This is a genomic window from Agrobacterium sp. SORGH_AS_0745 (assembly GCF_030818995.1).
GTDB classification, from domain to species: Bacteria; Pseudomonadota; Alphaproteobacteria; order Rhizobiales; family Rhizobiaceae; genus Agrobacterium; species Agrobacterium tumefaciens.
In genome coordinates this window covers 786,616-808,045 of record NZ_JAUTBI010000001.1, presented here as the reverse complement: position 1 = coordinate 808,045, position 21,430 = coordinate 786,616, and the positions used below count along the sequence as shown (strand labels likewise).

General features: G+C 58.1%; 17 protein-coding genes and 1 pseudogene. 4 read left to right on the top strand and 14 right to left on the bottom strand.

What is annotated here, in order from left to right:
* Positions 1 to 111: 111 nt before the first annotated feature.
* Entirely contained in the window at positions 112 to 3,087 is a 2,976-nt protein-coding gene (locus tag QE432_RS03575) for a PAS domain-containing protein (RefSeq protein WP_174012213.1), read from the top strand.
* Positions 3,088 to 3,105: 18 nt separating this feature from the next.
* On the opposite strand, the gene QE432_RS03570 is transcribed toward QE432_RS03575, so the two are convergent.
* The 10 genes and pseudogenes from QE432_RS03570 to QE432_RS03525 all read right to left on the bottom strand — a co-directional run bounded on the left by QE432_RS03570 (position 3,106) and on the right by QE432_RS03525 (position 15,619).
* Positions 3,106 to 4,050, bottom strand: coding sequence for a 2-hydroxyacid dehydrogenase (locus QE432_RS03570; RefSeq protein WP_111802074.1), 945 nt, complete (start codon positions 4,048 to 4,050; stop codon positions 3,106 to 3,108).
* Positions 4,051 to 4,183: 133 nt separating this feature from the next.
* On the bottom strand, positions 4,184 to 6,532 hold the full coding sequence (locus QE432_RS03565; RefSeq protein ID WP_004431729.1) for a polysaccharide biosynthesis tyrosine autokinase: 2,349 nt from the start codon (positions 6,530 to 6,532) through the stop codon (positions 4,184 to 4,186).
* 107 nt (positions 6,533 to 6,639) lie between these two features.
* Positions 6,640 to 7,545, bottom strand: a complete 906-nt coding sequence (locus tag QE432_RS03560; protein WP_004431732.1) for a UTP--glucose-1-phosphate uridylyltransferase — start codon at positions 7,543 to 7,545, stop codon at positions 6,640 to 6,642.
* Positions 7,546 to 7,626: 81 nt separating this feature from the next.
* Entirely contained in the window at positions 7,627 to 8,622 is a 996-nt protein-coding gene (locus QE432_RS03555) for a glycosyltransferase family 2 protein (RefSeq protein ID WP_065658720.1), read from the bottom strand.
* Positions 8,622 to 9,566 carry a glycosyltransferase family 2 protein gene (locus QE432_RS03550; protein ID WP_076844566.1) on the bottom strand — a complete coding sequence of 315 codons (945 nt, stop codon included), beginning with the start codon at positions 9,564 to 9,566 and terminating at the stop codon, positions 8,622 to 8,624. The genes QE432_RS03555 and QE432_RS03550 overlap by 1 nt, the downstream gene beginning before the upstream one ends.
* The gene (locus QE432_RS03545) at positions 9,563 to 10,561 is read right to left on the bottom strand and encodes a glycosyltransferase family 2 protein (RefSeq protein ID WP_111802036.1); all 999 of its coding nucleotides are present in this window, start codon (positions 10,559 to 10,561) and stop codon (positions 9,563 to 9,565) included. The genes QE432_RS03550 and QE432_RS03545 overlap by 4 nt, the downstream gene beginning before the upstream one ends.
* Before the next feature lie 17 nt (positions 10,562 to 10,578).
* Positions 10,579 to 11,760, bottom strand: a complete 1,182-nt coding sequence (locus tag QE432_RS03540; RefSeq protein WP_111802035.1) for a glycosyl transferase family 1 — start codon at positions 11,758 to 11,760, stop codon at positions 10,579 to 10,581.
* 60 nt (positions 11,761 to 11,820) lie between these two features.
* Positions 11,821 to 12,616, bottom strand: a pseudogene (locus QE432_RS03535) (family 16 glycosylhydrolase).
* A 4-nt stretch (positions 12,617 to 12,620) separates the two neighbouring features.
* On the bottom strand, positions 12,621 to 13,769 hold the full coding sequence (locus tag QE432_RS03530; protein WP_004431750.1) for an acyltransferase family protein: 1,149 nt from the start codon (positions 13,767 to 13,769) through the stop codon (positions 12,621 to 12,623).
* 371 nt (positions 13,770 to 14,140) lie between these two features.
* A complete protein-coding gene (locus QE432_RS03525; protein ID WP_111802034.1) occupies positions 14,141 to 15,619 on the bottom strand; it encodes a lipopolysaccharide biosynthesis protein in 1,479 nt (492 codons plus the stop codon).
* Between the two features lie 119 nt (positions 15,620 to 15,738).
* Between QE432_RS03525 and QE432_RS03520 the strand changes: the two genes are divergently transcribed.
* Entirely contained in the window at positions 15,739 to 16,704 is a 966-nt protein-coding gene (locus tag QE432_RS03520; RefSeq protein ID WP_004431756.1) for a glycosyltransferase family 2 protein, read from the top strand.
* Positions 16,705 to 16,755: 51 nt separating this feature from the next.
* The gene (locus QE432_RS03515; RefSeq protein WP_111802033.1) at positions 16,756 to 17,709 is read left to right on the top strand and encodes a polysaccharide pyruvyl transferase family protein; all 954 of its coding nucleotides are present in this window, start codon (positions 16,756 to 16,758) and stop codon (positions 17,707 to 17,709) included.
* Positions 17,710 to 17,901: 192 nt separating this feature from the next.
* Here the strand turns inward: QE432_RS03515 and QE432_RS03510 are convergent, their stop codons facing one another.
* Together QE432_RS03510 and QE432_RS03505 are read right to left on the bottom strand one after the other, a co-directional pair.
* Entirely contained in the window at positions 17,902 to 18,891 is a 990-nt protein-coding gene (locus tag QE432_RS03510) for a glycosyltransferase family 2 protein (RefSeq protein ID WP_065663237.1), read from the bottom strand.
* A gap of 110 nt (positions 18,892 to 19,001) precedes the next feature.
* Positions 19,002 to 19,280 (bottom strand): exopolysaccharide production repressor protein, encoded by a 279-nt coding sequence (locus tag QE432_RS03505; protein WP_019566541.1) that lies wholly within the window; start codon positions 19,278 to 19,280, stop codon positions 19,002 to 19,004.
* Between the two features lie 338 nt (positions 19,281 to 19,618).
* Here QE432_RS03505 and QE432_RS03500 point away from each other — a divergent pair, with 338 nt between their 5' ends.
* Positions 19,619 to 19,885 carry a DUF6074 family protein gene (locus QE432_RS03500; RefSeq protein ID WP_004431768.1) on the top strand — a complete coding sequence of 89 codons (267 nt, stop codon included), beginning with the start codon at positions 19,619 to 19,621 and terminating at the stop codon, positions 19,883 to 19,885.
* Positions 19,886 to 19,958: 73 nt separating this feature from the next.
* Here the strand turns inward: QE432_RS03500 and QE432_RS03495 are convergent, their stop codons facing one another.
* Entirely contained in the window at positions 19,959 to 20,855 is an 897-nt protein-coding gene (locus QE432_RS03495) for a tetratricopeptide repeat protein (protein ID WP_004431770.1), read from the bottom strand.
* Positions 20,856 to 20,976: 121 nt separating this feature from the next.
* On the bottom strand, positions 20,977 to 21,204 hold the full coding sequence (rpsU, locus tag QE432_RS03490; RefSeq protein ID WP_003498359.1) for a 30S ribosomal protein S21: 228 nt from the start codon (positions 21,202 to 21,204) through the stop codon (positions 20,977 to 20,979).
* Positions 21,205 to 21,430: the final 226 nt, after the last annotated feature.

The window sequence follows — 21,430 nt, the reverse complement described above, 5'->3', positions numbered from 1 at the left end:
CGGTCGCGCTTCTGAAAAGCCGTGAACAACAAGCAGAAGTTTCTGTTTTCTTGGACATTTATTCCGTTCTGTACTACGGAAAATTTCGTCTCTTTTTTGTGGTGATATTGAATGACCAATCTTCGTGCTGCCCCGGTATGGCCGATCGGCGGCGGTGAAACGGGTGAGCTTGTGCGTGGCTTCGACTGGTCGAAGACATCGCTCGGTCCGATTAGCGACTGGCCGCAGAATTTGAGGCAGAAGGCCAATTCCGTCGTCAACTCTCCCATTCCGCAGGTGCTGATGTGGGGTGCGGATCATGTGATGATCTACAATGACGGCTATGCGGAAATTGCCGGCAATTATCACCCGCGGGCGCTGGGCGGAACGGTGCCAGGTATCTGGCCCGAGATCTGGGACTGGAACAGCCGCATTCTGGAGGCCGGCTTTCGTGGCGAGGTCATGGCTTATCGCGACCAGCCGATGACGCTGATGCGGCACGGTCAGCCGGAAGAGGTGATCTTCGATCTGTTCTATACGCCGATCTACAATGATTGCGGCGCGGTGGACGGCGTCCTGTGCACGGTGCTTGAAAACACCGAAAAGGTGAAGGCCGTGGAAGCGCTGGAGCAGAGCCGCAAGGAGCTGAGCCGGCTTACCAATGCCCTGCCGATCCTGGTGGGATATGTCGATCGCGACTATGTCTATAAATTCGCCAATGACGGTTATCTGGAGTGGTTCGGCCGCAGCGCCGAGGAGGTGATCGGCCGCAGCGTTCCGGAAATTGTTGGAGACGCGTTCTTCAGTTCGCGCAGGGCCTATCTCGATCGTGCGCTCGGCGGCGAAAAGATCGTTTCGGATACGGTGATCAGCAGACCGGATGGCAGCAAGCGAGCCGCCGAAATCCGTTATGTTCCCCGCTATATCGCCGATGGCTCGGTTGACGGCATTTATGTGCTGATCATCGATATCGAGGACCGGAAACGTTCCGAGCACGAAATCGTGCTTAGCAATAACCGTTTCCGCGCCGCTGTTGATGCGGTCCACGGCGTGCTTTGGACCAACACCGCCGACGGCATGATGCTGGGTGAGCAGCCTGCGTGGGGTGCACTTACCGGGCAGAGCTTCGACGAGTATCAGGGGTTCGGCTGGGTCGAAGCGGTTCATCCCGAAGACAGGGACCATTCGCTGGAAAGCTGGACAAAAGCCGTTTCCGCGCGGGCGACCTATATTTGGGAGCATCGCGTTCGCCGCCATGACGGCGTCTACCGCACATTTGCGATCCGTGGCGTTCCGATTTTCGACAATTCCGGTGATATTGCGGAATGGGTCGGTGTCCACACGGATATCACCGAACAGCGGCTGGCCGAGAACACGCTTAAAGAACATGCCAGCAATCTGGAACGCGAGATTCGCCACCGCATAAGAGCGGAAGAGCAGCTTCGCCAATTGAATGAAGGGCTGGAAGCGCGGGTCGAGACGGAAATCGCCGAGCGCCGCCAGACCGAAAGAGCGTTGCAGCAGGCGCAGAAAATGGAATCCATCGGCCAGTTGACCGGTGGCGTCGCGCATGATTTCAACAATCTTCTTCAGGTAATCGCGGGCAATCTGCAATTGCTGTCAAAGGACGTGATTGGCAACGAGCGTGCCGAACGGCGGCTGGAAAATGCGCTGGCCGGCGTTCATCGCGGTGCCAAGCTTGCAAGCCAGCTTCTGGCCTTTGGCCGCCGTCAGGCGCTGGAACCTCGCGTTATCAACATCTCCCGGTTCGTTACCGGCATGGACGATCTCCTGCGCCGTTCGCTTGGTGAGGCGATCGAGGTTGAGGTCATCACCTCCGGCGGCCTGTGGAACACCTATGCCGACCCAAACCAGGTGGAAAACGCTCTCCTTAATCTGGCGATCAATGCGCGTGATGCCATGGAAGGGCACGGCAAGCTGACAATCGAGGTCGGCAATGCGGTTCTCGATCGCGATTACGCGCGCAAGCATTCGGAAGTTTCGCCGGGGCAATATGTCATGCTGGCTGTTACCGATACCGGATCGGGCATGTCGCCGGACATTCTGGAAAAGGTGTTCGAGCCGTTCTTTTCGACGAAACCGGAAGGCAAGGGCACCGGTCTCGGCCTTTCGATGGTTTACGGTTTTGCAAAACAGTCCAGTGGCCATGTCAACATCTATAGCGAGGTGGGGCAGGGCACGACGGTGAAGATGTATCTACCGCGATCCGCCGCCGACGAGGACAGGGAAGTGGTGATACCGACCGGCCCCGTCGAGGGTGGCACGGAAACGATCCTTGTGGTGGAGGATGACGAGGAGGTGCGCAGCACCGTCGTCGAGACACTGAGCGATCTCGGTTACCGCGTGCTCACTGCCCGCGATGCGCAGGCTGGTTTGACGGTGGTCGAGAGCGGTATTCCGATTGACGTCATCTTCACCGATGTGGTGATGCCGGGACCTTTGAAAAGCCGGGAAATGGCGCGCCGTGCGCAGGAAAGGTTGCCTAATCTCGCCGTTCTCTTCACATCCGGTTATACGGAAAACTCCATCGTGCATGGCGGCAAGCTGGATTCCGGGGTGGAACTGCTCTCCAAGCCTTACACGCGCGAAGCGCTGGCGCGGCGCATCCGCCATGTCATCGCCAATCGCAAGCAGGTTTCTCTCGCCAAGACGAGGCCGGTATCATCACCGCGTCATTCCAAAACCCCCGAACCCGCGCAGGTCGTCGGAGACGAGACCAGATCGGTTTGCGTGCTTCTGGTTGAGGATGACGAGTTGATCCGGATGAATTCGACCGAGATGCTGGCCGATAACGGCTTTGCCGTCGTCGAGGCCGGAAATGCTGTGCAGGCGCTAAAGGCGATCGAGACGGAAGAGATCGATGTTCTCGTTACCGACATAGGCCTGCCGGACATGAAGGGCGGCGAGCTGGCGGTTGAGGCATTGCGCCGGAAACCGGGACTAGCCATCGTGTTTGCCACGGGAGACAACCAACTGCCGAACGGGGCGCCGGAAACGGCAGTGCTTTTGACCAAGCCCTATGACGAACAGCAGATCGTCTCAGCTGTCGAACTGGCCCATACGGCAAACAGGATAGCGGGCGAATAAACCGCCCGCCATCGTGTCTCAATAACCGCGCGTCATATCGACCGTTTCCGGCAGCGTACCTGTTTCACGCCATGTCTTGACATTGCCTGCCACTATTTTCGCTGAACTTTCACGGCTTGTCGGCGCGGAAATATGTGGCAGGACGGTCACTTTCGGGTGCTGCCAGAATGCGGAGGCGGGAGGTAGCGGCTCCTGTTCGAAGACATCGAGAACCGCATGCGAAAGCTGGCCGGAATCAAGCGCCGCGATCAGGTCATCGGCGACGACGACGGCTCCGCGGGCGAAATTGATGAGTGCGGCTCCCTTTTTCATGGCGCCGAGACGGTCGGCATTCAGAAGGCCGCGCGTCGCATCGGTCAGCGGCACCAGACAGACGAGAATGTCGCTTTTTTCCAGCAAGTCCTCCAGCCCGTCATCGCCCGTCAGCGTTGCCACTCCCTCGATTGCCTTGGCCGAGCGGCTCCAGCCGGAAACGTTGAAGCCTGCATGAAGCAGGCGTTGCGCCGCAGCCGTTCCGAGCGCGCCGAGGCCGAGGAGGCCGATGGTCATCTCGCCCGGATGCCGATAATCGAGTTCCTGCCAGAGGGCTTTTTGCTGGTTTTCGCGATAGGCCGGCATGTCGCGTTGCAGGTAATAGGTCCATGCCAGCACGGCTTCCGCCATCACGCGTGAAAGCTCCGGGTCTTTCAGCCTGACGATCGGCGGCGCCTTGTCTCCCAGTTCCAGAACGAGCCGTTCGACACCTGCCCACAGGCTGTGAATCCACGAAAGACCCGGCAAGGCTGCAATATCGGCTGGATCGGGATTGGCGACGATGGCGAAGTCCACCGCGCGTTTCTGCTCCCCGCTCAATTCGGAAAAGGAGAGGATTTCCTCTTCCGGCATGGCGTCGCGAAGCGCTTGCTTCCAGATGGCCTCCGCTTGCGCATTCATCCGCGAAACAAGGGCGATGGGTGATGGCATGAAACTGGTCCTGCTTGCTGGCGATTGGTTGGTCGCCATCAATGCGTAATTTTGCGGGCAACGCCATAGGCTGGATGGCAAAATTTGAGTTGCGAAAAACAGCGGCCCGGTTTGCACCGGGCCGCTACACCATTCAGGCGTTTTCCTTCACCGGCGGTTTGGCGTCGCCGTAATAGGCCGCGAATGTCTCGTGATAGTGCTCAGAGCCACCGGGGCCTGCATAACGCTGCAATTCCGTCATATCGGTCTTGTTGAGCACGATACCCAACGTCTTGTTGGCAATCTGCGGTTCGTTGGCCATCAGGTTCTGCACCATCTGGATCGGCGTCTTGCCCCATTCCGTCACGAAGACGAAACCATCGACCTGCGGTGCGAAGGCTTTTGCGTCGATGACGGGAACGACGGGTGCAAGGTCGACAATGATGTAGTCGCAGGCCTCACGCGCCGATTCGATGAATTTGCGCATGCCGGAGGAGGCAAGAAGCTCGCTTGAATGGGCAAACTGGTTGCTGGTGGAAACCGGCAGGATGCCCATTTTCGTGCGGGTATCGACCTTCACTGCCTGCGTCCACGGTATCTCGTCAAGCACGACCTCCACCAGACCGGCGGATTGCCGCGTTGTCAGCATGCGGCTGAGGCCGGGGTTGCGGATGTCGGCATCCACCACAAGCGTGCGCTTGCCGGTGGAGGCAATCAGACCGGCGAGATTGAGCGCCACGACCGATTTACCCTCGTTCGGCAGGCACGAGATGACGCCGATTACCCGGCACTGGCGTTCCTGGATAACGACATCAGCCGTCAGCTTCACGTTGCGCAGCGTCTCGGCAAAGCTTGAGCGCGGGCTGTCGACGGCAAGGCGTAGCATTTTCTGGAACGAGACCTGACCGTTTTCGTCGATGGTCGTGCTCTCGCTGCCGGGGGTGGCGGCAGGGGTACCCGACTTTGCGGTTTCTGCACCCCGTTCCCCGATAAAGGGCAGGTAGCCCAGAAAACGCATGCGCAGATTGTCGCGCACATCGTTGCCGGTGTGGAAAAAGCGATCCCGGAACTCAAGAAGCGCTGCAATGCCTCCGCCCAGCATAAGGCCGAGAATGACGGAAAGCGCCATGGTCATGGTCTTTTTCGGGCTGGACGGAGCTGTCGGCAGACCAGCTTCGGAGATGATGCGGGCCTTGGCGATCGGCAGCGACTGCTTCTGGGATGCTTCTTCGAAGCGGCCGAGGTAGGACTGGTAGAGTGTGCGCAGAGCGGTTGCCCGCTGCTCCAGCTCACGCAATTGCACCATGGTGATATTGGCCTGCGAATTGCGGCCCGCCACGCGGTCGATATTGTCGCGAAGCGATTGCACACGGGAATTGGAGACGTCGTATTCGTTCTTCAGGCTGCCCGTAACCTGCTGCAGTTCCTGGAAGATCTGCCTTGCAATCTCTTTCTTCTCACTCTCCAGCGCTACCGCCTGAGGGTGGTCGGCGCCGAATTGCTGGACGACGCCCTGCAATCGGTCAGAGATCGTGATGTAGCGTTTGCGAAGGTCCTGAATGACCGAGTTGTCGGCATCCCGTGCGGAAACGACTGCATTGTCAACGGCTGCATCCGGTCCCCGGTCGATGATGGATTTGTATTGGCCATAACGTGCAGCAGCCGTCGCGACATCCGCCTGCGCGGCAATCAGCTGGCCGTTGAGATCGGCCAACTGGCCTTCCGACATCAGCTCGCCACGCGAAGAAACGATATTATTGTCCGTCTTGAATTTTTCGACGGCAAGCTGGGCGGCCTGCGCACGCTGGTTCAGGTCGCTCATGCGCTCCTGAAGCCACACGGAAGCGCGCTCGCTGGCGTCGAAATTGGCGTTCAGCTGTTCGGTCAGATAGGCCTGCGCATAGGTCTTGGCGATGAGCGCGGCAAGCTGCCGATCTGTCGAACGGGTGGAAATGGCGATGACCGAACTGCGGCCGACACGCTCTACGATCAGCGATTGTTGCAGCACGGCGGCTGCCTTTTCGCGGCGTCCGGCGCGGATTGCCGCTTCGGAGGCCGGCGGATCTCCGGGCAGGATGAGATCGACGATACCGCGCACGGAGGATTTCACGAGATCGACCGGCGACAGCGACGGATTGACGATGGTGTCGTTCTCGTCGAGCTTGGCCTTGTCGACCACGGTCAGCGCCATTTCCTTGGATTTCAGAATTTCCACGGCACTGGCGATACGGTTGTCGACGATCTGGGCGGCAGGTACCGGCGATTCCTCTTCCGCGTAACGGGAAAGGCTTTCATCCAGAAGCACCTGAGTCATCGCGGTGTAAACGGGGGTTGCAAGCACCAGATAAAGGCCGGCCAGAACCACAGCGGCGATGACCGAGGCGGCAATGACATTGGCGCGGCGCACCACGGCTGCCCAGAGGCGATCGAGGTCAATAAATGTGTCGGCATCCTTGCCGGGATCCGGAAAACCGATGCTGGATTTAAAGGTCTTGTGGTGCATGGACCTACCTTGTGAATTAAAAATGGTACGCGGGAAGCCGAGCAACGCTCGGCTTCCCGCCCCCCGTTATTGATGTGCCGACCGCCTCCCCGGCAGCACGATTAAAGTCAGGCCGCCTGAACGCGGCTTTCATGGTTTGCAACGAGTTCCTTGACGGAAGCGAGAACCTGCGCCTCCATGTCGGCACGCATCAGCGAGAAAGCGACATTGGCGGCGATGAAGCCCTGCTTGCTGCCGCAGTCGAATGTGCGACCGCTGTACTTCTGCGCATGGAAGGCCTGCTTTTCAGCGAGCCGCTTCATGCCGTCAGTCAACTGGATTTCGTTGCCCGCGCCACGCTCCTGTTTGGCGAGAATGTCGAAGATTTCCGGCTGCAGAATATAACGGCCGTTCAGGTAATAATTCGAAGGCGCCCTGGATGGTTCCGGCTTCTCGACCATTTCGGTCACCGCAAAGCCGTGATTGACCTTCTGGCCGACACCAACGACGCCGTAGGATGACACTTCTTCCGGCAGGCATTCCTCAACACCGAGGATATTGCCGCCGACTTCGTCGTAGAGTTCCATCAACCCGGCAATGCAGCCGCGTGCGCCATAGGAAACCATATCAGGCAAAAGCAGCGCAAAAGGCTCCTTGCCCACCAGTTCGCGCGCGCACCAAACCGCGTGGCCGAGGCCGAGCGGCACCTGCTGGCGGGTGTAGCTGACTGTGCCCGCGACTGGCAGCATCTTTTCAAGCTGCAGCACCTGCACCGTCTTGCCGGAGCGGGTGAGCGTGTTGATAAGCTCGGGCGCGCTGTCGAAATAGTCTTCGATGGCGGTCTTGTTACGGCTGGTTACGAAAATAATGTGCTCGATGCCGGCCTGCATGGCCTCATCAACGGCATATTGCACGACCGGCCGGTCGACGATCGTGAGCATTTCCTTCGGCATCGCCTTGGTGGCGGGCAAAAACCGCGTGCCGTTGCCGGCTACGGGAATGACGGCTTTTCTGACAGTTTTGTTCAGGTCCATCGCGTTCTCCTTCATCAACGTTTGATCTGTCCCCAGTCCGCTTGCAGATTTTTCGCGCACAGATTTGTCCGTTCACAAATTTTACGAAATCTGCCTTTTCACCCCAGTATTTGCCGCGGGCGCAAACATCGCGTTCCGCAACCTCTTCAGCCGCACGGCAATGGGCATTCTCAAATGCCCCAGCACGGCGGGATCTCTGATCGTTGTCTTCAGCGCGCCGATAATCGAGCGCCGCTTGATGTCTTCCACCAATGTCAGGAAGTTACGGGCCAGTTGCAGGCTACGGCTTCTGGCCTGCTGCGCATCCATGGCGGCGGGCAACAGCGCGTAGTGGCTCAGAAACTCCTGGTCCGCCCGCATCATTCCTTCGACGTGGTGGATTTCAAGGACGCGCGAGATCGAACCCTCGCGAATATTATAGATGTAGCCCGGTTTCGGCTCGATGACGCAAAGGCCGCCGGCGGCAAGCGCCGAGGCAAGCAGGATGTAATCCTCGCCGATGCGGATGTCCTCGCGAAAACGCAATCCTTCACTATTTAGGAAATCGCGCCGGAACATCGGCTTCATGTAGCCAAAGTTGAAGGTGGAGCGGAAAAGGATGTTGGAGGAAATGAAGTCCTCAAGGGTAAGGACGGGTCTTTCCTCCAGAAACTCCTCTGCGAACATCGTTTCCATCGGCCTGCCGTCCGTATAGGCGACGTCGAGATTGTCGACAGCGATCACCGCATTCGCCGCATCTGCCCGGCACATCATGCAGGCGGAACGGTCAGGGCGGATGACGTCGTCCGAATCGAGAACGGCGATAAAGCGTCCGGTTGCTGCGTCGATACCGGCATTGCGCGCGCCTCCCGGTCCGAGGTTCTGTTCAAGGGCAAGCAGCCGGACACGCGGATCGTTGGCCGCAATGGCCTCGACGAGCGAGATCGTCTCGTCGGCGGAGCGGTCGTCCACGACGATCACCTCCAGCGTCACGCCCTGCTGGTCAAGCGCACTTTGAATGGCGGCTTCGATCGTCTCTGCGGCATTATAGGCGGCAATGACGAAGCTGATATCGGGCTGAGGGTTAAGGTTCTCCATCAGGTTGCCTCCACCGCGCCGTATTGGCGGATTTCGCGCACTCCGAAGGCGCCGCTTACCGAGCCGAGATGCAAGGCGCCGCGCAGGGCATAGCGGTTGCGGCGCACGGCGTTGAAACCGTTCAGCGCGGCAAAGACGGCGCAATAGAGAACTTTCGATCCTGCCTTCAGCACCTGCATCACGCGTCTTGCGCCGGGTTTCTTTTCGGCAAGCACACGGCCATGGGTCTGGCCGGAGCGGAAGCGACGTTTGGCAAGCCACATGAAACGGGCGCGGTTTTCCGGCACCGGCTCGGAGAGCACGGCCTTTTGCGCAAAGACGATGCGACCGCCCGAAGAATGGAGATGCGAGAAGAAATGCGTGTCCTCACCGCCGCTCTGGCCGAGCGCCAGCGCAAAACGCCGGTCCTTCACCGATGGGGCTTCCATCTTGAGAAGCGTGTTGCAGGTGTAGCCGGTGATGATCTCGCCATTCACCCAGACTGGCACGGTCGAGTGAAAATCGCCACGTTTCATCCAGCCCGGCGCATTTTCACGGTAAACCGCCGTCACTGGGCCAAGAACGACATCCGCACCGGTTTCGCCTGCCTTCTCCAGAAGTGCGGCGAGCCAGTGCGGCGGGGCGGTCTCATCATCGTCGATAAAGGCCAGATAGTCCGCCCGGCATTCAGAGAGGCAGGCGTTGCGGGCAATCGAGATATTCGATTTCGGGCAATGGACATAGGCGATCTCGAAAGGCGAAGTTTCACGCAGCCGATCCACACTTGCCTTGGCACTCGGTTCCTCATCATTGTCGGCAACGATCAGGCGAACTGTCACGCCTTCGGGCACTTCCAGTTCGAAGAGTGACAGAAGTGTGGCGACCAGCGCCGGACGTCTGTAGGTACAGATGCCGATATCGACGGTCTTTGAATTGTGTGGTTCGGTGACGATGAGGTCGGTCATGAGACAGCCTTTTTTCCCCGGAATTTCAGGAGTTCCAGCCAGAAGCCGGTGGACCACGCCAGATGCATCACCATTGCGGAAAAGGCGGCGAGCGGGCCGTATGGGTTTTTCTGACCTATTGCCATCCACAAGCCATAACCCACACATGCGGCGATCCAGAGGCCGAGCGGAATAAGTGCTGCCCAATGCACAAGCGACAGCAGGGCAAGCACGAAGACCGGCAGGACAGCCAGCGGAATCATCTGGCGGATCTTCGGGATCGAGCGATGTTTCAGCAGGTTCTTTGCCCGGCCACGGCCATAGGCGAGATATTGCCTGAACAGCGGCATGACGCTGGCGCGCGGATAATAGGTCATGCGGGTCTTGTCGGTCATCCAGATACGGAAACCGGATTTGCGCAGCCGGAAATCCAGTTCGGCATCCTCGTTGTGGCTGAAGCTTTCATCGTAACCACCGACCGCGTCGAAGGCGGCGATCCGCATCAGCGCGTGGTGGCCATGGTCGATCCAGTGTCCCTTGGCGCCTTCGCGGTGCTTGGAGCCGCCATTGCCGAGTTTGGAATTTTGCGCAATCGCCGTCGCCTTCTGGAACAGGCCGTGCCCGACCGTATCCATGGCGACCACGACGGAATCCGCGCCGGTGCGATCCGCGTCCTCAATCAGCCGCTGGCAATAATCATCCGGATAATCGCCATGGGCGTCGATGCGGATGAGGTAGTCGAAATCCTCGCCGAAAGTGGATACGGCCAGGTTTATGCCGGCGCTCTGGATGCGCTTGGGATTGGGAAGGAGCGTAACGCGGTCATTCGTTACGGCGAAGGCGGAAACGATGTCGCGCGTGCCGTCCGTACTGCCGCCATCGGCAACAACGATGCGGAAAATACGTCCATCCATCGCGCCGGTGAATTTTCGCAGCAACGCCTCGATCGTCTTTGCCTCGTTGAGGCAGGGAATGACGATCAGAGTTTTGATGCCGGAATGACCAAGACCTTCCATGATTTGCCCCCTACGCACTACACGGGTGAAAACGCAGCTTCACGGGCATGGCCGGAAGCGGATTTTGTAAGAGAGGACAATTGCTGGACCAGCTGACGGCAATCGTCGCGGTCGGTCAGCCATTGTTTCTTGTCGAGTGCCGAGAGGGCGTCGAAGGCGTCCGTATACGTTTGTGGAGTCATAGTGTTGAAAAGAGCGGCCAGATCATCTGCACCGGCATTTTGCAGAACAAAACCGATATTGCGCTTTTCGATGAAACGAGCCGTTTCCGTGCCTGCAAGTGCAATCGGCAGGGTGCCGTAAAGGCATCCCTCATAGAGCCGATTGGGCAGCAGCCAGCTTGAATTCTGGCCTTCCTCGAAGAAGTCGATCGCCCAGGTGAACTGCACTTCATTATAGATGGTGGCCAGATCTTCAGGGTTTTTGTAGGCCCCGTGGAAATGGACATGCGGCGCGGCAGCCACGAAACCATCGAAATCCGCAAATTCCGAATAGGCCGGCCGGCCGCGCAGGACGATTTCGACCTTGCCATCCATGCGCTTTGCAAAATCGGCGAGGATTTCGAGCGATTTGCGGCAGCGAAGCGCGCCGAACCAGCCGATTTTCCAGGGCTCGCCGGGGGCAGGTGGGCGCGGTTGTGGGTTGGCTGCTACAGCGGCATCAAGCGCCAGCACCCTGTTTTCCTGCAACAGCACGGGAAGGTTCAGGCCGGAAACGGGTTTGAAATAATGCTCGACGAAAGCCGGAGAACTCGTCACCAGCAGCTTGGCATCCCGGGCGAAATAGCGCTGGGCCGCATTGAGAAGCTGCCCCGGCTTGCCCTCATTGAGAAGCAGGCGGTGAATGTCGAGACATTCGTAAACCAGTGCCGGCTGGCGGTCGTAAAGCGACATGGCCCGTTTTGCGAGAGCCAGCATTTCCAGGTTTCTGGCAAGAATGACGTCGGGCGTGGGGGTGCCGCGTAATGTTTTGCCGAGCGAGAGGCTGGCCTTGGCGACGGCTGCCATGCGCTGAAGAAACTGCCCATCGGCGGTTTCTCCGAGAATGACCGGCACCACGCCCTCGATCTCTGCAAGCCGGTTCTGTCCGCGCCGGAAGCCCGCCAGCGTGACCCGCGCGCCGCCCGCAAGCAAGGTCAACACCCGCCGGCGAATGGCGGGGTCCGACAGATCATGCGCGAGATAAAGAACATGGATCATGCATGGGTTCCGGTTGGTTTCATGCGTCAAGGACGCCGAGGCTCAGGTTTAAAAAGTCAATCAGTTAAGGGCGCAGGCGATGGATTCGGGAAACTGGCATTTGTCGCCGAGGGCCGTGAAGGCGAAGCGGTCAACAATCATCTGTGTTGCGCCGGAATAGGAAAAGGCACCCATCCAGTCCTTCAACGTGTCGGTTCCCCATAGGCTGAAGAAAATCTTCTGGGCGTTCTGCGGAATCTTGGTCTCATCCGTGACTTCCCCCGTGAACGAGCTTGCCGTTGACGTAGTAACGCAGGCGCTGAGGCTCCCACACGAAGGCGTAATCGTTGAAGCCAGCATCTGCTCCGCCTTCTACCGGCACCAGTTTCTCATTGCCGCCCTTGGCGGAAATATACTGGTTCAGCTGTACCTTGCCCGTATTCTTGCCCAAAACCTCGAAATCGATTTCATCATGGGGCTTTTTGTCGGTCGGGCCGATATAGGTGAAGAAGGCGGAGTTCAGCCCGGAGCCGGTAGCGGCTTTCATCCGTGCTTCATAGGTGCCGTAGCGATAACGCCCCTTGGTCTGGATTTCACCGCACGCGAAGTTGCGGTCGCCGGACTTTGCTTCCTCAAAACCAAGCGTCAGCTGGCCGTTTTCCACCGTGGCCAATTTCTTCGACCAGGTGCAGTTCTGATGCGCACCATTGTTCCAGCCGTCGGAGACGTACCAGAACGACCGGTCCATCTGATCGAAATTCTCGATGAACGATGCGCCGTTGCCTTCTTGTGCCTGGCTCGGTGTCGTGAAGGGTGTAGCCAGCAGGGCGGCGGCGAGAAGAATGCGTGTCTGAACGCGGGTGACAAATGTTGTCATTGGTTCACCTCTGTCGTTGCGAATAAAGTGTTTCGGATGTGGGCGGGCCGATCATGGAGGCCCGTTTTGCAGCGAATTCGGACGTTGTCTTGCGTTTGCCGTTCCGGCTTCCGGTCAGCACGGCATAGACGGCCGGCAGGTATTTGCGGGTTTGTGCATTGCTCACCACCAGAATGACAAAGGCGGACAGTGTGGCGATGACATAGAAGGCGGGGTAGAAATCGGGTCCGCCCTTGTTCCAGACCATCCACATGATGACGAGCAACGGATAGTGAGCGCAGAATATCCAGAAGCTGAGGCTTCCGGTTTCGGAAAGCCGCTTGCCGAGCCTGCTGCGGATCAAAAGCGCCGACGACGCCCAGAAACCGAGCGCGCCGAAAACAGCGAGCAAGTTGCGAGACATGTTCAGCCAGAATGTGAACTCCGGGCCGGTGAAATAAAGGCCTGTTGCCAGCATGGCCGCAGCGACAAAGGTCAGCGCCATGATCGGGAAGGCGTAGGGATCGAGTGCCTTGACATCGACGCGGTGCAGCGCAAGTGCGATGCCCAGTGAGAAGCTGAACAGGATCGATTTCTTCTGGACGATGAAGATCGTCAGATCAGGCATGGCGGTTATGAAGAGCAGGATAGCGAGCGTTGGCAGCGCAAAGCGGCGCATGAGAAATGCAAGCACCGGCGACAGCAGGATGCAGACGAACAGGTCGCGCAGGAAATAAAGCGGCACGTTTACCGGCAGTTCTTCGAGCGCCGTTCCATGGCTGATGATTTCACGCGGGCTGGCGTTCCAGAGGTCCGGGAAATAACCCACACCAACGTCAAACAGCTGGATAAGCAAAATTGCGGCAAACAACGCGCCATTCCACAGCAGGAAGGGCAGCAGCACCGTTTTCGACTTCGAACGGATCGTCGCCGGATAATCGAACCCGCTCATGCCGCGACGAAACAGCAGATAGCCGGATATCGCGCTGAGACAGGGCACACCGATGCGAAACAGGGCGTCGCCCAGAAAAACACGCAGCCAGTCGAAGAAGCCGTAAAGGCCAAGAAAAGGGCTGGTTTCGGCATCGTGCGGCACATGGACGAACACGATTCCAGAGATCAGCAATATACGCATCAAATTGATACGGGAGGATAGGTTCTGATCGACAGTCACATCAGTCACCCCTATTGGGCGGCGTCCACCCACGCCGCGTTGCAACCAGAGCGAACTTAAGCCCGCACTCGTAAGTCTGGTTTCGACTTTAGGGTAAAATGTGGCGACGCGGGAAAAACACAAGCTTAGATATTGCGGGTGATTGTCTGGCGTTCCGGCATTCCGTGCGACTTAAAAAAATTAAGCAACTGAAAATATTTAATTTTTCCTAGATTTAAGTCGTCGCTAAAAATCGCCAGAGGAAGCGTTATTATCATCGTACGCGATATTGCATCGCAAAAAAATGGTTTTGCCATGCCGTCACGGAACACATATCCGTGACGGGTGAGACCTGTTAACGGCCGAAATGAGGCGCTTTCAGTGACGAGCCGCTAACCTTGGGTTGCGTTTTCACGCATTCGCCGCGATTTGACCATCCCGAGGATTTTTCCAAGCAGGGCGCGTTCCGTCAGCAAAATCAGCACCGCATAGATGATACCGCCGACTGCGGCGCCAACGAGGACCTGAAGCGTTGCGTTGGGGATGCGTTCGGCAAGGACGTGAAGCAGGTAACGCACCGAAACGGCCATGACCAGCGCTGCAATCATCGGTCTGCTGCTGACATAGAGGCCGCTGAAAAAGGGTGTATCGCTTGCCTTGAACACGGCCCATGAGTAGGCAACCAGCGTCACCGCATTGACGATGCAGAGCCAAATCATCGCGTCGATCAGGCTGCCGTAGACGGCTGCAGCCCAGACGGCAACCGTGGTGACGATGGCGCGGATCGTGGCCGACCAGAACAGCACACGCCCATAGCCGGCACCCTTGAGATAGGGGATAAAGGTGCTGCATGGGGTCAGAATGGCTTTCGAGAGGGCAAGGAGACCGAGAACCGGCCAAGCATAAGCCCAGTTCTGCCCGAAAATTACCAGCATGGCCGGTTCGGCCACCGCCCAGAGGCCGAACATCATCGGCGCAAGCAGCACGGTCAGAACCTGCGTGCTGAACATCAAGGCATCACGCCGGCGCTGCGGATCGTCCATCATACGGCTGAAGGCGGGAAACAGCACGCCCATGACGGCCGACAGGACGACCTGATTGGGAATGCTGGCAAAACGGTTGGAGGCGGAATAGGCGCCCGCATCGGCAAGGCCGAGATGCCGGGCGATCACCACCATCGGCGACTGGAAGGTGACGAAATTGGCGATTTCCGATCCCATCAGGCCGGAGCTGAAACCGAGAAGCGGCACCAGACGGTGCGGTTTCATGACGAAACGCGGGCAATAGCGGGAAACGGCATATAGCCCGACAAGCCTGATGAGTGCGGCGGCGAAAAGCTGGATGATGAGCGCCCAGACGCCGAAGCCGAGAAGCGCCATAGCCACGGCGACAACCGCCGCGATGCTTTCAGACGCCATGCTCCACAGCGCGTCCTGACTGAAGTTCATGCGCCGGGCTAGCAGTGAATAGGCGACATCACCCGCAAGTTGCAACGGAATGAGAAAGGCCATGATACGCAGCAGATAGGCACTTTCCACCGCACCCAGAAGCCCACCGAAGAACTCCGCGAAAATGTAGAGCGCGGCGGCCATGGTGCAGGAAATTGCCAGATTTGCCCAGAAAACGGTATGGATTGTATCCATATCCTCTTCTTTCTCGACGATCAGCGCCGAGGTGAGCCCCGCTCCGGCAATCATGGTCAGGAATTGTACAACCGTTAAGCCGACTGCAACCACACCAAATTCTTCCGGTGTCAGCAGTCGTGCAAGAATGGGAACGGTGACAAATTTAAGCCCGAATGTCCCTGTCTTAGACAAGACGCTCCAGCCGACATTCGTGGTGATGGTCTTTACATTTGGAGCTGGGGGCATACAAGCATCCTGTTTCTGGAGGCCGGCGGGGAGGAACGCCGGTGGGGAGTTGCCGATACCATCGGGGCCGCTTTTAGGATCGGGCCCGACACTTCTTGATCAACGCAAGGGGCGAAACAATGGCAAGATTTACTGTCGTCATTCCCTATTACCAAAAGCAGCACGGAATTCTTGGACGTGCGCTCGCATCGGTTTTTGCGCAGACTTACCAGGATTTCGATCTTGTCATCGTCGATGACGAATCGCCATATCCGATAGACAATGAGCTTGCAGAACTTTCGCAAGCGCAGAAAGAGCGGATTCTCGTCATTAAGCAGGCCAATGGCGGGCCGGGTGGTGCGCGCAATACCGGTCTCGACCACGTTCCTGCTGGCAGCGATTACGTCGCATTTCTTGACTCGGACGACATCTGGACGCCCGATCATCTCCAGAATGCGGCCTTCGCGCTGAAGACATTTGGCGGTGAGTGCTATTGGGCATCCATGCAGGCAAGTGACGAATTTTATTATCATTTCGCCATTTCCGAGCTGGAGAAGAACGAGGGCGCCGCAAGGCTTTCCGAGCGGCCTCTGGTGATCGAGCTGCCGGATCTGGCGAGCGTGATGCTGCGCAACTGGAGCTTCTTGCATCTCTCCTGCATGGTGATCGGCCGCCCGCTTTTTGAAAAGATACGCTTCGATCCGGCGCTCCGGCTTGCGGCGGAAGATGTGCTGTTTTTCTGCGATTCCATCCTCGCATCCAAGCGCACGCTTCTGTGTGACGATGCCGGTGCCATGCGCGGAATGGGCGTCAATATCTTCCACAGCATCGACAATACCTCGCCGGAATTCCTGCGCCAGCAGTTCAATACCTGGGTTGCGCTCGATACGCTGGAGGGGCGATTTTCGCGGCGGCCGGACGATGTGGCCTCGATCGCTTCCTATAAAAATACGGCGCGCAAACAGGCGCTCTGGAGCCAGGCCGGCAATCTGAAACGGCGCAAGGTGCCCGAATTCGGACTGCTGCTGAAGTGGGCGATGCGCGATCCGGCACTCCTGCGAGCGGCTTTTGAGCTCGGCGCAGGCAAAATAGTGCGGACAAGATGATCGAATTCTTGCCTGCAAGAATTTATATGTTTTTCACCCAGGAGTGACTTCATGAAACCTTACCACTGGGAATCGCATCACGGAAATTTTGGCGACGATCTCAATCTGTGGCTGTGGGACTTTCTGCTGCCCGGGCTGCGGGACGTGCATGACGATGTGATGCTCGTCGGTGTCGGCACGGTTCTCAATGATACATTGTTGCCCGCAAAGCAGCGCAAGCTTGTGATCGGCAGCGGTTATGGCTACGGCGCGGTGCCGGATACAAGCACCGGATTTTGGGACATTCGCTGCGTGCGCGGCGAAAAAACCGCAGCCAAATTGGGACTTTCTCCCGAAAAGGGCATTGTCGATCCCGCCGTGATGGTGACCGAGATGCCAGAGTTCAAAGGCCTGCCGAAACTCTACAAGAAAACCTTCGTTCCCCATTGGGAATCGGCGGAATTCGGCATGTGGGAAACGGTTTGCGAACCGGCGGGACTGACCTATCTCGATCCGCGCGGCGAGGCGATGTCGGTCATCCGCGCCATCGCCCAATCTGAATTTATCGTGGCCGAATCCATGCATGGCGCCATTCTTGCCGATGCGTTCCGCGTGCCATGGGTGGCGGTGAGCACATCTCCCTCGATCAACAGTTTCAAGTGGAGCGATTGGGCAGGCACGGTCGGTGTGGAGTATCAGCCGCGTTACGTGCCAGTCTCCACCCGCGCCGAGGCGGCGAAAAAGGGGTCGCGTTTCTGGGGTATGAGCTTCCCGCCGCCGCCAGCCCCCGTCATTGCCGAGGCGGGATCCGGTCCGGCGCTTGAGGGCGATGTGCTGGTGCGGCCGCAGGCAAGCCAATCCCTGTCGCTGCGCAAACTGGCCAAGCAGGTGCTGGCAGCACCTTCCACGCTGGCGCTGTGGCAGGCAAGCCGTGCCGAACCGCGTCTCAGCCCGGATGGCAGGCTGGAGGAACGCAAGGAGCGTTTTTCCGCTGTTCTGGAAACGGTCAAACGTGATTATCTCTGAAGGCGGGTTGCCTCAGCAATTTCGGACACAGTCACCCCGGCCTGGGTCCGGGGTCCAGCGCGCTCAAGTCCTTGATCGCAAAAGACTCTCTTCATGGCGCAGACGCGCCATGACTGGATGCCGGATCTAGTCCGGCACGAAGAATGAGAGAATATCGAACTTGCCATCATCCTCGCGGCTGGAGGTTTTCCCTCAGGAAACCGGCGTGCCGTCCAGCAGATAACGAATATCCCGAACCGGCGCCGGTTTGCGAAAACGGGCGGTCTTGTCGGTCCAGATGCCGCGCGTGATGGCCGGCAGGGCAGGCAGACGCGCAAGAGCGTGGCTCAAAGCGCCGCCCATCCCTTTCTGCTTTTTCGCATCGAGAAAATGGCGAAGCTCGAATTTCGCGCGGATGTGTTTTTCGTGCTCGAGCAGGATCGCCGTCTCGCTGGCCGACAGCTTGCAGCTGGTGAGAATATCCTTGTCCGCTTCGTATAGACGGCGAAGATCTTCCGTGCTGTGACGGCCGCTCAACGAATTGCCGCGGACAATCGCCCCATAACCGCAATGACGGATGACCTTGTAACGGGCACCGGCGGCAAGCGCGCGGGTATAAAGTTCGTAGTCTTCGCCGAGACGCAGACGCTCGTCGTACCGCAACGCATGTTTGTCCAGAAAGGCGCGGCGGATCACCGGTTTCAGAAAGCCGGTTTCCCCGCGTTCCACGCCGGGTCTGGAAATATTGCCTTCCACGAACTCCGTCAGCGACAGAAACCGGGCCTGTGGTTCGAAGCGGGCCGGCTGCATGGACGACGCGCCCGGAACCGATTGCTGGATGAAGGCGATATTGTCGGCCACCAGATCCCAGTCGTCATTTTCCAGCATGGCGGCAAAACGGCCTTTGAAAAAAAAGTCGTCCGCGTCGAGAATGCTGATGAGCGGTGCGGATGAAATCGAGATCGCATGGTTGCGGGCGGCCGAAGGGCCACGATTGACGTCGAATCGCACGACCCGCAAACGGCCGGTACCGTCATCCGCCGCATGTGCGACATCGCTGGTCGTATCGGTGGAGCCATCGTCGATCACCATGACTTCGGCGACCTCCGGCTCCACAAGGGCGGAGCGGATGGCGATATCTATCGTATCGGATGCATTTTTCGCAGCGATGATGACGCAAATGGGCTGTGAACCGCTCACCATGTGTTGTCCTTCTGCTGTGACGAACCGTCAGGATTTGGTCAGCAGAAAGTGTCAGGGGTGTGGATGCAAGTGATTTTTTTGCGGCGCAATAAAAGAATGTGCGTGAGAGGTCACATATCGGTCAGTTTCGCGCCATGTGGCGGGGCGCTGCTTACCGTGTCCGGCGTCATGATCTCGGCGCTGCGATCAAGCGCGAAGGTTTCGCGCATCCGCCGTTTCTCCCGGGCGACCAGAACCAGGAGTGCAATAAAATAACCGGTTTGCAGAATGACGGCGCAGATGAGGGTCTGGATGAATGCCGTATAGAACGACCCGTGGATGAAATATGTAGCGACCGCAAAGGCAAGCAATGCACCAATCATGCTGAAAAATACACGAGGTGCATACATGGTGCTCTCCTCCCGAGAACGATTTCTCCGTTTTTGGCTGCGCTGCGGCATTTTTTTTCTTTGCAAGAATATACGATGAGACCGGTGTTGTTTCAACACACATATACTTCTTCTATCTCCCACGGCATGAAATTTCGGTAATCTTGATTGGTAAATTCCTTGGTAATCGGCGATTTGCCCGAATCGGTGTCCTCCGGCAGCGCAGATTCTTTCGTCTGACAGGCTGCAGAACCCGTCCCTGCAAGGCGTTAGCGGCCTTCTCTCCTGCGTAGCAGACTTCGTTAACCATCCAGCCTTTAAAAAGTCGGTATTGATTCCTCGAAGAGCAAGGTGCCCGCGTGACGACGAATTCGGAAGTAATCGCCTTTCCGGCAAAGAACCGTATTGCCAACGTAAAACGGTGCGCAACCATGCTCGACCGGCTGCATGGTGTGGAGGCGAATGATTTCTGGCGCAGGGAGTGCCGTGAACTGGCCGCCTATCTGACGGGCCTCGGCTATGAGGACGCCGCCATGCGGCGCGAGGTCATGGAGTTTCAAAATGCGGTGCAGGCGGAGTTGTGGGCGGGGGATGCCACGCCCGAGGCGCGCCGCGACAGCCATTGAGGCTTTAAGCGTTTCCCAAAAAAAAGCCGGCAGGTGTCGCACCGCCGGCTTTTCTGTTCATATCTGTTTTTGATCAGGATGCGCCGGCACCGCGCGTGCGGGCAATGCCGTCGAGCGCGGGCTTATATTTCGGATCAAGCCGTGCCGCATGCGAATAGGACTTTGCGGCTTTCGCCATCTCGCCGCGGCGCTCATAGACCAGTGCCTGGTTGGCCCATGATTCTGCGACGTTGCCATCAAGCGAAATGGCGTGGTTGAAATCGGCGAAAGCGTTTTCGTCGTCGTTCAGCGCGACATAGGAAAGGCCACGGCCGTTATAGGGTTCCGGCGAGGTTGAGGACAGCGAGATGGCCTTGGAGAAGTCCTCGATCGCTTGGGCATGCTGGTTGCGCAGCTGGTAGATCAGGCCACGATTGTGCCACGCGCGGCCATCGGTGGTTTCGAGTTCGATGGCGCGGGAGAAGTCGTTGAAAGCTTCGTTGACGCGGCCGGACTGGCGGTAAAGATTGCCACGGCCGATCAGGGCTACGTCATAGCTCGCATTGATCTGCAAAGCGGCGTTGTAATCCTGCAAGGCCTGCTGCTGCTGGCCGGAATTGCGATACACGAGCGCGCGGTTGGCATAGGCCTGATAAAAGCGCGGGTTCAGTTGCAGCGCCTTGTTGAAATCCTCGATGGCGCGGCGCGAATCGCCGGCGCGGCCGTAAGCGGAGCCACGAACGTTATAGCCTTCCGGATCCTGCGGATTGGCGTTGATGACCGAGGTGAGCGAGGCAATGTTTTCCTGCGAGCCCTGGGCACGGTCGATCCTGAAGACATCGTCAGTCTGGTTGGACGTAGCGCAGCCGGAAAGACCGGCAAGGACGGTACAGACGACAAGGGAAACACGGAATCTCTTGTTGTTTTTCAGGAGCACCCGGCGCGTGGAGGCATCGGAGTTTTTCACAACACAGGCATCAACAGCGGTCATTCGGTGGGGGTTCCCTCGCAGGCCGGTCTCAAGATAATTCTCCGGCCACAAACACAAAGAGCGGCGGCGAATTGATCGCCCCCGCCCAACAAGCATTCAAAAACGTCCAAAAGACGGCCTATTAACGGCCTGCGCGCGGAGCTGCAACCAGACCTTCGCGCTGTGCGCGCTTGCGTGCCAGCTTGCGAACGCGACGAACAGCTTCAGCCTTTTCGCGGGCGCGCTTCTGGGAAGGCTTTTCGTAATAATCGCGCATTTTCATTTCACGGAAAATGCCTTCGCGCTGCATCTTTTTCTTGAGAGCGCGAAGCGCCTGATCAACGTTATTGTCGCGGACTAGTACCTGCACGTGAAACCCGTTCCTTTTGTTTGGTTGTCTTGCTGTGAGAATAAAGGCATTCGCACGCAAATAAAATCGTTCGTTCGGCCGTCGAGCCTAGCGATTGGTGACGTGCAATATCAGAACATTTGCAGCAAGTCCATACGGTACCGCATATTCAACAGCCAAAATCCAGCTACCCCGGCATTCTGCCTGCAATGTCGAAACAAAAGCATTGCGGCGTCGCAAAATGGAT